At 70.7% G+C, this 13,644-nt stretch carries 9 protein-coding genes; all 9 read left to right on the top strand.

The genetic code is table 11. From position 1 onward, the window contains the following. Positions 1-9: 9 nt before the first annotated feature. The 9 genes from EFE23_RS09855 to EFE23_RS09815 all read left to right on the top strand — a co-directional run bounded on the left by EFE23_RS09855 (position 10) and on the right by EFE23_RS09815 (position 13,493). A complete protein-coding gene (locus tag EFE23_RS09855; protein ID WP_233600936.1) occupies positions 10-1,050 on the top strand; it encodes an ABC transporter ATP-binding protein in 1,041 nt (346 codons plus the stop codon). Further along, positions 1,047-1,736, top strand: a complete 690-nt coding sequence (locus EFE23_RS09850) for a hypothetical protein (RefSeq protein ID WP_123240593.1) — start codon at positions 1,047-1,049, stop codon at positions 1,734-1,736. The genes EFE23_RS09855 and EFE23_RS09850 overlap by 4 nt, the downstream gene beginning before the upstream one ends. 461 nt (positions 1,737-2,197) lie before the next feature. Further along, positions 2,198-2,743, top strand: a complete 546-nt coding sequence (gene rplJ / locus EFE23_RS09845; protein WP_046567232.1) for a 50S ribosomal protein L10 — start codon at positions 2,198-2,200, stop codon at positions 2,741-2,743. A gap of 54 nt (positions 2,744-2,797) precedes the next feature. After that, positions 2,798-3,187, top strand: coding sequence for a 50S ribosomal protein L7/L12 (gene rplL, locus EFE23_RS09840; protein WP_123240592.1), 390 nt, complete (start codon positions 2,798-2,800; stop codon positions 3,185-3,187). Between the two features lie 572 nt (positions 3,188-3,759). Continuing rightward, complete coding sequence (gene rpoB / locus EFE23_RS09835; RefSeq protein WP_123240591.1) at positions 3,760-7,191, top strand: DNA-directed RNA polymerase subunit beta; 3,432 nt, start codon at positions 3,760-3,762, stop codon at positions 7,189-7,191. An 80-nt stretch (positions 7,192-7,271) separates the two neighbouring features. Then, on the top strand, positions 7,272-11,159 hold the full coding sequence (locus tag EFE23_RS09830; RefSeq protein WP_123240590.1) for a DNA-directed RNA polymerase subunit beta': 3,888 nt from the start codon (positions 7,272-7,274) through the stop codon (positions 11,157-11,159). A gap of 118 nt (positions 11,160-11,277) precedes the next feature. Continuing rightward, entirely contained in the window at positions 11,278-11,892 is a 615-nt protein-coding gene (locus tag EFE23_RS09825) for an ArsR/SmtB family transcription factor (RefSeq protein ID WP_123240589.1), read from the top strand. Beyond that, entirely contained in the window at positions 11,867-13,189 is a 1,323-nt protein-coding gene (locus EFE23_RS09820) for an MFS transporter (RefSeq protein WP_123240588.1), read from the top strand. Before EFE23_RS09825 ends, EFE23_RS09820 begins: the two co-directional genes overlap by 26 nt. Further along, the gene (locus EFE23_RS09815) at positions 13,125-13,493 is read left to right on the top strand and encodes a hypothetical protein (protein WP_123240587.1); all 369 of its coding nucleotides are present in this window, start codon (positions 13,125-13,127) and stop codon (positions 13,491-13,493) included. Before EFE23_RS09820 ends, EFE23_RS09815 begins: the two co-directional genes overlap by 65 nt. The last annotated feature ends 151 nt before the right edge of the window (positions 13,494-13,644 follow it).

The following is a 13,644-nucleotide window of genomic DNA, read 5'->3' as shown; positions in this document are numbered from 1 at the left end:
GCTCGGCGCATGCGGCTGGAGGGCGTCTGGCTGCGGTACCAGCGGCGCGCGCCGTGGGTGCTGCGGGAGACCGACGTGCGGATCGGCCCGGGCGAGGTGGCGGTGGTGCTCGGGCGCAACGGCGTGGGCAAGTCCACCCTGCTCCAACTCGCGGCGGGCGTGCTGCGTCCGACCCGGGGCCGGGTGGTCGACCGGCCCGGCGTCGTCGGCTGGGTGCCCGAGCGGTTCCCCGCCGACCAGCCGTTCACCGTGGGCGCGTACCTCACCGCCATGGGCCGGGTGGCCGGGCTCTCCGGTCCCGAGGCCGACCGGGCGGTGCGGCACTGGATCGACCGGCTCGGCCTGATCCGGTTCCACGGGGTCCGGCTGCCGCAACTCTCCAAGGGCACCGCCCAGAAGGTCGGCCTGGCCCAGGCCCTGCTGCGCCCGCCCGGCCTGCTGGTCCTCGACGAGCCGTGGGAGGGGTTCGACGCCACCGCCCGCGAGCTGGTTCCGGAGGTGGTCGGTGAGGTGCTGGCCGGCGGCGGGGCGGTGCTGGTCAGCGATCACCGCGGCGAGACGGTCCGGCTGCCGGGCGCCCGGCACTGGACGGTCGCCGACGGCACGGTGGCCGAGGAGGCGCCGGCCGGCGACGCCGCTGTCGCGGTGGTCGAGCTGGCGATCCCGGCCGCCGGGGTCGCCGCCGCCGTCGCCCGGTTGCGCGCCGCGGGCCACCACGTCCTGCGGGTACGCGAACCCGCCGCCCTGCCCTCCACCACGCGACCCGCCTCCGTCCCCCCGGCCGACGCCGTCCCCACAGCCGACGCCGCGCCAACAGCCGGCTCTGTGCCGCCGGGTGGTCCTGTCCCGCCGGGCGGCCCCGTGTCGTCGGCCGGCCCCGTGTCGTCGGCCGGCCCCGTTCTCGGGTCTGAGGGCGGCCTGGAGAGGGGCAGCGGCGCACCGGCGGACGCCGGCAACGGCGAGCTGGGCGGGCCGACGCCGAGTTCACCGGCCCGCGGTGCGCCGGCGGAGCGGGACCTGACCCGGCCGGCCCCGGAGGTGACCCGGTGATCGCGTTGGTCCGGCTGCGGCTGGCCGGCTTTGTGCGTACCGGAGTGGCGCTGGCCCCGGTGCTGGCCGGCCTGCTCGCCCTCGGCGTCCTCTACGGCGGCGGCCGGGCGCAGCCCGCGGAGGCGTACGCCGTCTCGGCCGTGGTGCTCTTCCCGGTGCTCGCCTGGCAGACGAAGATCCTGCTGGACGTGGAGCCGGACGTGCAGCGCCGGCTCGCGCAGGTGGTGCTCGGGCCGGCCCGGGAGCGGGCCGCCGGCCTGCTCGCCGCGGCCGTGGCCGGGTTCGGCACGGTGGTGGTCGCGCTGATCTTCCCGTGGCTGGTCGGCGGGGTGACCGGCCCGACCGGGCCCGGGGACCGGGCGGTGGTGGTCGGAGTCGCCCTCGGGGTGTGGGTCCACCTGCTCGCCCTGCCCGGTGCGGTGGGGTTGGGCGCGCTGGCCAGCCGGGCGATCACCCGCAGCGCCGGGTACGGCGTCGCCGTGCTCGCCGTGGGCGTGGTCGGCGCCCTGGTCCTCGGCCTCTCCGGCTCGGCGGTGCCGTGGCTGGCGCCGCCGCTGATGCCGGCCGCCCGGGCGCTGACCGGTCACCCCGGGCCCACCACCGGCGTGCTGCTGACCGCCTGGGCGGCAGCCTGGGCGACCGCGGCACTGGCCGGGTACGCCTGGGGCCGGCGCACCCGCCCCTGACCCGCCCGGCCGCCGCCGCCCGCCCGCCGCCCGCCGGCCCGGCCGGCCCCGCCGACTTGATCCACTCGGGGTGCGGTAGGTCGGGGCTTCCCGGCGGGATGCCGCCCCGGTTCGCCGCAACCGGAGTCGATCAAGGCGAGCGGAACGGGTGACCGGGGGCACTCGTGGGGCGATTTGGTGGGACGGGGACACGTCGCGTAACCTTGTCGCGTAGTTCCACCCAGAGACCGCTGGTCACCGTGCCCCGGCACGGTCGAAGGTCCCGCGACGACGGGCGACCCGCGCAGGGCGGCAAGCGAAAATCGGTGCTGTGTGTGGTCCGCCGACCGCGCCCAGGATGCCGGCCCTCGCCCCGTGCGCCCTGCGCCGGGGCTTTTCTCGTTGTCGTGATGCCTCCGCCGCCGTCGCGAGCTTCCGCTCGTCGCCGGCGTACCAGCTCCGAGCAACGAGAGAGGAGGGACATGGCGGACAAGCCGATCCGGGCCGACAAGGCCACGGCCGTCGCCGAGCTGACCGAGAGCTTCCGCAACGCGGGGGCCACCGTGCTGACCGAGTACCGCGGGCTCACGGTTTCGCAGCTCACCCAGCTGCGGCGCTCGCTCGGCAAGGAGACCAGCTACACGGTCGCGAAGAACACGCTGGCCAAGCGTGCCGCGACCGATGCGGGCATCTCCGGCCTCGACGAGCTGTTCACCGGTCCTACCGCGCTGACTTTCGTTTCGGGCGACGTCGTCGAGGCGGCGAAGGGGCTTCGCGACTTCGCGAAGGCCAACCCGAAGCTCGTCATCAAGGGCGGTGTCTTCGAGGGCAAGGCCATTTCCGCGGCCGAGGTCACGAAGCTCGCCGACCTGGAGTCCCGCGAGGTGCTGCTGGCCAAGCTGGCCGGTGCCATGAAGGGCAACCTGAGCAAGGCCGCGGCCCTGTTCCAGGCTCCGCTCGCCAAGACCGCGCGTCTGGCGGCAGCCCTGCAGGACAAGCGCGAGAAGGAGGGCGCCGAGGCGGCCTGAGGCCGCGCGGCGCACCCACGTTCTTAGTTTTCACTTTCAGAAAGGACGCCAGACATGGCGAAGCTCAGCACCGACGAGCTGCTCGACGCGTTCAAGGAGATGACGCTGATCGAGCTCTCCGAGTTCGTGAAGCAGTTCGAGGAGACCTTCGAGGTCACCGCCGCCGCCCCGGTCGCCATGGCCGCGGGTGCCCCGGCCGCCGGCGGTGCCGCCGCCCCGGCCGAGGAGGAGAAGGACGAGTTCGACGTCATCCTCGACGCCGACGGTGGCAAGAAGATCCAGGTCATCAAGGTTGTGCGTGAGCTGACCGGCCTGGGCCTGAAGGAGGCCAAGGACCTGGTCGAGGCCGCGCCGAAGGCCGTCCTGGAGAAGGTCAACAAGGAGACCGCCGAGAAGGCCAAGGCCAAGCTCGAGGGCGAGGGCGCCAAGGTCACCATGAAGTGACCTTGCGTTGACCTGACGCGCGTCCGGCTCACGTGAGCCGGGGCACAACCGCGTCGCGGCGGGCGGTGATCCGGGAACGGGTCGCCGCCCGCTGTGGTTGTGCTACCCGGTGGCAGCGGCGTGAGCAGGGCGTACAGGTTGTTCGCATCGGCTTCACAGCGGGACCTGTCGGTAGCCCGTCGGTGGGAAAGACACCCCGAGCGGTAACCGGCCCTTGACGCGGCACCGGCCCGACAGGCACGCTGACACCAGCAAGACCTTCCGCGCTTGCAACGGCCACCTCTTGGGTAATGCAGCGGCAGCACCACCGCCGCGATGCCCGAGCGGACCGGCAGGAACATCGCGTTCCGAGCGGCCCGGTAGACCCGGTTTTCCGAGGTCCCGAGGCAAGTTCCGCGATGACCTGCGGGGTGGGCTGGACAGCGGTTAGCCTCTCGGCTACACTGCTAGTTTGCGCTGCCTTCCGACTTGACCCCTGCTCGGAAATGTCCGTTTGCGGATATTTCTGGTGGGGTCATTGGAGTGCACGCGTACCAGCCGTTCTGCAGCACCGGTCCTCGGAAGGACGCATCTTGGCAGCTTCCCGCCCTGCGAAGACCAGTCGTACGTCGAGCGCTTTCGCGCCCCGCCGAGTTTCTTTCGGTCGGATCACCGAACACCTCGAGGTCCCCAACCTCCTCGCCATCCAGAACGAGTCCTTCGACTGGCTGGTCGGCAACGAGGCTTGGCAGGGCCGGTCGTCGGACGACCCGCACGCACGCTCGGGTCTCGCGGAGATCCTCGACGAGATCAGTCCCATTGAGGACTTCTCCGGCACCATGTCGCTCTCCTTCTCGGCTCCGCGCTTCGACGAGGTCAAGGCCTCGATCGAGGAGTGCAAGGAGAAGGACCTGACCTACTGCGCGCCGCTGTTCGTGACCGCGGAGTTCACCAACAACACCACTGGCGAGATCAAGAGCCAGACGGTGTTCATGGGTGACTTCCCGATGATGACGCCCAAGGGCACCTTCATCATCAACGGCACCGAGCGCGTCGTGGTCAGCCAGCTCGTCCGCTCGCCGGGCGTGTACTTCGACAAGCAGCCGGACAAGACCTCCGACCGCGACCTCTCCAGCGTCAAGGTCATCCCGAGCCGGGGTGCCTGGCTGGAGTTCGACATCGACAAGCGCGACACGGTCGGCGTCCGCATCGACCGCAAGCGCCGGCAGGCCGTCACCGTCCTGCTCAAGGCCATCGGATGGTCCGCGGAGCGCATCCGCGAGAAGTTCGGCTGGTCCGAGCTGATGATGACCACGCTCGAGAAGGACCACATCGCCGGTCAGGACGAGGCGCTGCTGGACATCTACCGCAAGCTCCGCCCTGGCGAGCCGCCGACCCGCGAGAACGCCCAGACCCTGCTGGACAACCTCTTCTTCAACCCGAAGCGGTACGACCTGGCCAAGGTCGGGCGGTACAAGTTCAACAAGAAGCTCGAGATCGACGTCCCGATCACCACCGGGACGCTGACCGAGGACGACATCGTCGCCACCGTGGAGTACCTCTGCCGGCTGCACGCCGGTGAGGAGGGCTACGAGGCCGACGACATCGACCACTTCGGCAACCGTCGCCTGCGTACCGTGGGCGAGCTGATCCAGAACCAGGTCCGGGTCGGCCTGTCCCGGATGGAGCGGGTCGTCCGCGAGCGGATGACCACGCAGGACGTCGAGGCGATCACGCCGCAGACCCTGATCAACATCCGTCCGGTGGTGGCGGCGATCAAGGAGTTCTTCGGTACGTCGCAGCTGTCCCAGTTCATGGACCAGACCAACCCGCTGGCGGGCCTGACCCACCGGCGCCGGCTGAGCGCGCTCGGCCCGGGTGGTCTGTCCCGGGAGCGGGCCGGCTTCGAGGTCCGCGACGTGCACCCGTCCCACTACGGCCGGATGTGCCCGATCGAGACGCCGGAAGGCCCGAACATCGGTCTGATCGGCGCGCTCTCCACCTTCGCCCGGGTCAACCCGTTCGGCTTCATCGAGACGCCGTACCGGAAGGTCATCGACGGCCGGGTCACCGACCAGATCGACTACCTGACCGCGGACGAGGAGGACCGGTTCGTCAAGGCGCAGGCCAACGCCCCGCTGAAGTCCGACGGGTCGTTCGCGGAGGACCGCGTCCTGGTCCGCCGTAAGGGCGGCGAGACCGAGGACGTGGCGCCCGAGGCCGTGGACTACATGGACGTCTCGCCGCGGCAGATGACCTCGGTCGCGACGGCGATGATCCCGTTCCTCGAGCACGACGACGCCAACCGCGCGCTCATGGGCGCGAACATGCAGCGCCAGGCGGTGCCGCTGGTCAAGGCCGAGTCTCCGCTGGTCGGTACGGGCATGGAGTACCGCGCGGCCGTGGACGCCGGCGACGTGGTCGTCGCCGAGGTCGGCGGTGTGGTCGAGGACCTCTGCGCGGACTACATCACCGTCCACCAGGACGACGGCCACCGCCGGACGTACCTGCTGCACAAGTTCCGCCGTTCCAACGCCGGCTCCTGCGTCAACCAGAAGCCGGTCGTCTTCGAGGGCGACCGCGTCGAGGCCGGTCAGGTCATCGCCGACGGTCCGTGCACCGACGAGGGCGAGATGGCGCTCGGGCGCAACCTGCTCGTGGCGTTCATGACCTGGGAGGGCCACAACTACGAGGACGCGATCATCCTGTCGCAGCGCCTCGTGCAGCAGGACGTGCTCACCTCGATCCACATCGAGGAGCACGAGGTCGACGCCCGGGACACCAAGCTCGGCCCGGAGGAGATCACCCGCGACATCCCGAACGTCAGCGAGGAGATGCTCGCCGACCTCGACGAGCGCGGCATCATCCGGATCGGCGCCGAGGTCGTCCCCGGCGACATCCTGGTCGGCAAGGTCACGCCGAAGGGCGAGACCGAGCTGACCCCGGAGGAGCGGCTGCTCCGCGCGATCTTCGGTGAGAAGGCGCGCGAGGTCCGGGACACCTCGCTGAAGGTGCCGCATGGTGAGACCGGCACGGTCATCGGCGTGCGTACCTTCTCCCGGGAGGACGGCGACGAGCTGCCCCCGGGCGTGAACGAGCTGGTCCGGGTCTACGTGGCCCAGAAGCGCAAGATCCAGGACGGTGACAAGCTCGCGGGCCGCCACGGCAACAAGGGCGTCATCTCCAAGATCCTGCCGATCGAGGACATGCCGTTCCTGGAGGACGGCACCCCGGTCGACATCGTGCTGAACCCGCTCGGTGTGCCGTCCCGGATGAACATCGGCCAGGTCCTGGAGACCCACCTCGGGTGGGTGGCCAAGACCGGCTGGAGCGTGGACGGCGACGACGAGGAGTGGAAGCGCCAGCTCCGCTCGATCAACGCGCACGAGTCCGAGCCGGACACCAACGTGGCCACCCCGGTCTTCGACGGTGCCCGCGAGGAGGAGATCTCCGGTCTGTTGGCGTCGACCCTGCCCAACCGGGACGGCAAGCAGCTGATCGGGCGCTCCGGCAAGGCGCAGCTGTTCGACGGTCGCTCCGGTGAGCCGCTGCCGGACCCGATCGCGGTCGGCTACGTCTACATCCTGAAGCTCAACCACCTGGTCGACGACAAGATCCACGCCCGGTCGACCGGCCCGTACTCGATGATCACGCAGCAGCCGCTGGGTGGTAAGGCGCAGTTCGGTGGCCAGCGCTTCGGTGAGATGGAGTGCTGGGCGATGCAGGCGTACGGCGCCGCCTACGCCCTGCAGGAGCTGCTGACGATCAAGTCGGACGACGTCCTCGGCCGGGTCAAGGTCTACGAGGCGATCGTCAAGGGCGAGAACATCCCCGAGCCGGGCATCCCGGAGTCGTTCAAGGTGCTGCTCAAGGAGCTGCAGTCGCTGTGCCTCAACGTCGAGGTGCTCTCCAGCGACGGTGTGGCCCTGGAGATGCGCGAGACCGATGACGAGGTGTTCCGGGCCGCGGAGGAGCTGGGCATCGACCTGTCCCGGCGCGAGCCGAGCTCGGTCGAAGAGGTCTGAGGCGAGCGGTCGGGAGCCGGTCGCCGGCTCCCGACCCCGCCCGTTAGCTAAGCAGTACAGACGACGACATAGGGGACATAGTGCTCGACGTCAACTTCTTCGACGAGCTGCGCATCGGCCTCGCCACCGCCGACGACATCCGTCAGTGGTCCCACGGCGAGGTCAAGAAGCCCGAGACCATCAACTACCGCACCCTCAAGCCGGAGAAGGACGGGCTCTTCTGCGAGAAGATCTTCGGTCCGCAGCGGGACTGGGAGTGCTACTGCGGTAAGTACAAGCGGGTCCGGTTCAAGGGCATCATCTGCGAGCGCTGCGGCGTCGAGGTGACCCGCTCCAAGGTTCGCCGGGAGCGCATGGGTCACATCGAGCTGGCCGCTCCGGTGACCCACATCTGGTACTTCAAGGGCGTGCCGAGCCGGCTGGGCTACCTGCTGGACCTCGCCCCGAAGGACCTCGAGAAGATCATCTACTTCGCCTCGTACGTCGTGACGAGCGTGGACGCCGAGGCGCGTCACCGCGACCTCTCGACGATCGAGAACGAGATCCTGGCCGAGAAGCGGCAGGCCGAGAACAGCCGCGACTCGGAGATCGAGAAGCGGGCCGCCAAGCTCGAGGCCGACCTGGCCGAGCTGGAGGCCGAGGGCGCGAAGGCGGACGTCCGGCGCAAGGTCAAGGAGGGCGGAGAGCGCGAGATGCGCCAGATCCGCGACCGGGCCCAGCGCGAGATCGACCGCCTCGACGAGGTCCTCGACACCTTCCGCAAGCTGGAGCCGAAGCAGCTGGTCACCGACGAGCTGCTCTACCGCGAGCTGCGCGACCGCTTCGGCGAGTACTTCACCGGCAGCATGGGTGCCGAGGCCATCAAGGCGCTGGTCCAGAACATGGACCTCGACGCCGAGGCCGAGAACCTGCGCGAGACCATCCGTTCCGGCAAGGGCCAGCGGAAGATCCGGGCGCTCAAGCGGCTGAAGGTCGTGGCGGCGTTCCAGAACACCCGCAACTCGCCGCTCGGCATGGTGCTGGACTGCGTCCCGGTCATCCCGCCGGACCTGCGTCCGATGGTGCAGCTGGACGGTGGCCGCTTCGCGACCTCCGACCTGAACGACCTGTACCGCCGCGTGATCAACCGGAACAACCGCCTCAAGCGGCTGATCGACCTCGGTGCGCCCGAGATCATCGTCAACAACGAGAAGCGGATGCTCCAGGAGGCCGTCGACGCGCTGTTCGACAACGGCCGTCGCGGTCGTCCGGTCACCGGCCCGGGCAACCGGCCGCTGAAGTCGCTCTCCGACATGCTCAAGGGCAAGCAGGGCCGGTTCCGCCAGAACCTGCTGGGCAAGCGCGTCGACTACTCCGGCCGTTCGGTCATCGTGGTCGGCCCGAAGCTCAAGCTGCACCAGTGCGGCCTGCCCAAGCAGATGGCGCTGGAGCTGTTCAAGCCGTTCGTGATGAAGCGGCTGGTGGACCTCAACCACGCACAGAACATCAAGTCCGCCAAGCGGATGGTCGAGCGGCAGCGGCCGGTCGTGTGGGACGTGCTGGAGGAGGTCATCGGTGAGCACCCGGTTCTGCTGAACCGCGCGCCCACCCTGCACCGCCTGGGCATCCAGGCCTTCGAGCCGCAGCTGGTCGAGGGCAAGGCCATCCAGATCCACCCGCTGGTCTGCACCGCGTTCAACGCCGACTTCGACGGTGACCAGATGGCGGTCCACGTGCCGCTGTCCGCCGAGGCCCAGGCCGAGGCGCGGATCCTGATGCTGTCGTCGAACAACATCCTCAAGCCGGCCGACGGCAAGCCGGTCACCATGCCGACCCAGGACATGGTCATCGGCCTCTACCACCTCACCCACCTCACTCCGGGGGGCAAGGGCGAGGGCCGGGCGTTCAGCTCGGACGCTGAGGCCCGGATGGCGTACGACAACGGCGAGCTGCACCTGCAGACTCCGGTCAAGATCCGCCTGCGGGACATCGTCGGGGTCGACAACGGCGCCGGCGCCGAGCCGTGGGTCGCGCCGGAGGGCTGGGTCGAGGGCGAGCCGGTGACCGTGGAGACCACGCTCGGCCGGGTCCTGTTCAACGAGACGCTGCCCCCGGGCTACCGCTTCGTGAACTACGAGATCCGCAAGGGCCAGCTCTCCGCGATCGTCAACGACCTCGCCGAGCGCTTCCCGAAGGTGGCCCTCGCGGCCACCCTGGACGGGCTCAAGGAGGCCGGCTTCCACTGGGCCACCTGGTCCGGCGTCACCATCGGCATGGAGGACGTCATCGCTCCGCCGCGTAAGCGGGAGATCCTGGAGCGGTACGAGAAGGAAGCCGACCGGATCGACAAGCAGTACCAGCGTGGTCTGATGACCGCCGAGGAGCGCCGCGGCGAGCTCATCGAGATCTGGACCAAGGCGACCAACGAGGTCGCCAAGGAGATGGACACCGCGCTGCCGCAGGAGAACCCGCTGTGGAAGATGATCAACTCGGGTGCCCGCGGTAACCTGCTCCAGCTCCGGCAGATCGCGGCGATCCGTGGTCTGGTGGCCAACCCCAAGGGTGAGATCATCCCGCGTCCGATCAAGGCGTCGTACCGCGAGGGTCTCTCCGTGCTGGAGTACTTCATCTCCACGCACGGTGCCCGTAAGGGTCTCGCCGACACCGCGCTGCGTACCGCCGACTCGGGTTACCTGACCCGTCGTCTGGTGGACGTCTCGCAGGACGTCATCATCCGCGAGGAGGACTGCGGCACCGACCGCGCCATCCCGATGCAGATCGGCGAGCGGCTGGACGGCAAGCTGGTCGTGCACACGCACGCCGAGACCAGCGTGCACGCCCGTACCCTGGCCGACGACATCAAGGGGCCGGACGGCACCGTGGTCGCCGAGCGGGGCCAGGACCTCAACTCGATCGGCGTCGACAAGATCGTCGCGGCCGGGGTGGAGACCGTCCGGGTGCGCAGCGTGCTCACCTGCGAGTCCAAGCTGGGCGTCTGCGCGGCCTGCTACGGCCGTTCGCTGCCGACCGGCAAGTCGGTCGACATCGGTGAGGCCGTCGGCATCATCGCCGCCCAGTCCATCGGTGAGCCGGGTACGCAGCTGACGATGCGTACCTTCCACACCGGTGGTGTCGCGGGTGAGGACATCACCCAGGGTCTGCCCCGGGTCCAGGAGATCTTCGAGGCCCGGGTCCCGAAGGGTAAGGCGCCCATCGCCGACACCCCGGGCCGGATCCGGATCGAGGACGGCGAGCGGTCGCGGAAGATCATCGTGATCCCGGACGACGGCAGCGACGAGATCGTGTACGACAAGATCTCGAAGCGGGTCAAGCTCCGGGCGCACGACGGCGACCACGTCGATGTCGGTGAGAAGCTCACCGAGGGCACCATCGACCCGCACGAGCTGCTGCGCATCCTCGGCCCGCGCGCGGTCCAGGTCCACCTGACCCAGGAGGTCCAGGAGGTCTACCGCTCGCAGGGTGTGCTCATCCACGACAAGCACATCGAGATCATCATCCGCCAGATGCTCAAGCGGGTGACGGTCATCGACTCCGGCTCGACCGAGTTCCTGCCGGGCGTGCTGGTCGACCGGGCGCTGTTCGAGTCGGAGAACCGCCGGCTCGTCTCCGAGGGCGGCGAGCCCGCCGCGGGTCGCCCGGTGCTGATGGGTATCACCAAGGCCTCGCTGGCCACTGACTCCTGGCTGTCGGCGGCCTCCTTCCAGGAGACCACCCGGGTGCTGACGGACGCGGCGATCCACGCCCGCAGCGACTCGCTGATCGGCCTCAAGGAGAACGTGATCATCGGTAAGCTCATCCCGGCCGGTACGGGCATCAGCAAGTACCGCAACGTCCGGGTCGAGCCGACCGAGGAGGCGAAGGCCAAGGTCTACTCGATGACCGGCTACCCGGAGACCGACTACGGCTTCGGACCGGCCAGCGGCCAGGCGGTGCCGCTGGACGACTTCGACTTCGGGTCGTACCGCTAAGCAGTAGAAACGACGAGGCCCCCGGCAGCCGCCGGGGGCCTCGTCGCGTCCGTGGTGCGTGCGCCATCTGAAGAGAAGGCTCTCGAGAGATATCTGTCGAGAGAATACTCTCGAAAGCATGGAGAGCGACGGACCCCGCACCCTCACCGAAGCCCGCGAGCTGCGGGCGCTGAGCCATCCCGTACGACTGGCCCTGCTGGAGGCCCTCAACGGCGGCCCGCTCACCGCCACCCAGGCGGGGGAGCTGATCGGCGAGACACCCACCACCTGCTCCTTCCACCTGCGGCAGCTCGCCCGCTACGGCTTCGTGGAGGAGGCCGGGGGCGGGCGGGGCCGGGCCCGGCCCTGGCGGCTGACCCGCCGCGGCTGGTCGGCGCCGGCCCGACCGGACGACCCGGACTGGACCCGGGCCTCCCAGGCGCTCGACCGGGTGCTGCTCGACCGGTACGCGCAGCGGCTGCGCCGCTTCGTCGACGAGGCCCCCACCTACCCGAGGGAGTGGTACGAGGCGGCCGTCGGGCGGCAGCACCTCGTGCACCTCACCCCGGACGAGCTGAGCGAGTTCGCCGCCGCCTACCAGGAGCTGGTCGCGGACCTCACCGCCCGGTTCGACGCCCGGCGCACCGATCCCGCCACCCGGCCGGCCGGGGCGCTCCCGGTCGAGCTGCTCCTCTTCGGCTACCCGGTGCACGCTCCGGAGGTGTCGGATGTCGACCCGACGGCTGCTCGCTGAACCCCGCGCCCGCCGCTACCTCACCGGACAGATCCTGTCCCTGGTGGGGGACAGCGCCATGTGGCTGGCCTGCGGCATCTGGGTGAAGGACCTGACCGGCAGCGACGGCGCGGCCGGCCTGACCTTCCTCTTCTTCACCGCCCCGGCGCTGCTCGCGCCGCTGGCCGGGCTGCTCGCCGACCGGCTGCCGCGGCGCCGGCTGCTGGTGGCGGCGAACCTGGCCGGCGCGGCGATCCTGCTGCCGTTGCTGGCGGTGCGTGGCCCCGACCAGGTGTCCCTGATCTACGCGGTGATGCTCCTCTACGGCTGCCTCCACCTGGTCATCGAGCCGGCCCAGTCCGCCCTGCTCGTCACGCTGCTCCCGGCTGACCTGCTGGCCGGCGCGAACGCGCTGCTGCGTACGGTCCGGGAGAGCCTGCGGCTGCTCGCGCCGCTCGCCGGCGCCGGCCTGTACGCGCTGTTCGGCGGGGCGGCGGTGGCCGTACTGGACCTGGCCACCTTCGTCGGCGCCGCGGCGCTGCTGCTCACCCTGCGCGGACCGGATCCGACCCCGGAGCGGCCGGAGCGTACGGCTGGGGTGCTGCGGCACTGGGTGGGCGAGGTGGGCGCCGGCTTCCAGCACCTCGCCGGCCAGCCGTTGCTGCGCCGGGTGGTCCTCGCGACCACGGTGCTCGCCCTGGTGCTCGGCTTCGCCGAGTCCACCGGCTACGCCGTGGTCGACCGGGGCCTGCACCGCCCCCCGGAGTTCCTCGGGGTGCTCCAGGCCGCCCAGGGGCTCGGCGCGGTCCTGGGTGGCCTGGGCAGCACCGCGGCGGTCCGCCGGTTCGGCGAGGTACGCGTGGCAGCCACGGCCTTCCTCGCCTGGGCCGCCGGCGCGGCGCTGGCCGCCACGCCGCTGCTCGGCACGGTCCTGGCCGGCCGGGTCACCGCCGGCGCCGGGCTCACCGTCATGGCGATCGCCCTGCTCACCCTGCTTCAGCGCCGTACCCCCGACCGGCTCCAGGGCCGGGTGTACGCGGGCTTCGAGGTGACCACGAGCGTCCCGCAGACCGCCTCGATCGCGCTCGGGGCGTACCTGATCGGGGTGCTCGACTACCGGGTGCTGCTGCTGACCGAGGCCGCCGTGGTGGCGGTCGCCGCCGTACTGCTCGTCGGTGCGAACCGGTACGCCGTGCCGCTGGTGCGGACGTCGACGGGACCGGACCGGGCCGGGTCGGGGCATGATGGTGGGCATGACGACCGTGCCCGGGCAGGTGCCCGCCGCCCCGCCGGCGCCGCGCCATCCGCTCGACCCTGAGCCGGTCCGCTCGACCAAGGCCCGCGCGGTCTTCGCCCTCGGGTTGATCGGCGCGCTCACCGGGTTCTTCATCGGCGGGGTGGTGCCGTCGACCATCGCCCTCACGCTCGCCCGGCAGGCCCGCCGGGAGGCGTACGCCTCGGGCGGCTTCCTCACCGGCGGCGACCGGCTGCGCCGGGGCGAGCGGCTGGCCTGGGCCGGCCTGGTGCTGGCGGCGGTCGCCGTGGTGGCGGCGGTGGTGGTCGGGGTGGTCCGGCTGGCCAACGCCCCGTTCGGCCACGACTACGCCCCGAACATCGACTGACCGGGCGGGGGAGCGCGCCGCGCCCGACCCCGTCATCGGGACGCCCGACGGTAGCCTGGCCGGTGTCCGCCACGCGGCGGGCGAGCGCCGTCGACAGGAGGATCCCGTGACGGAACCGGCCCCTTCGCCGGACCATGACCCCACCCGGTCC

The sequence above is a fragment of the Micromonospora solifontis genome (assembly GCF_003725545.1).
GTDB classification, from domain to species: domain Bacteria; phylum Actinomycetota; class Actinomycetes; order Mycobacteriales; family Micromonosporaceae; genus Micromonospora; species Micromonospora solifontis.
This window is presented reverse-complemented; position numbering and strand designations above follow the sequence as displayed.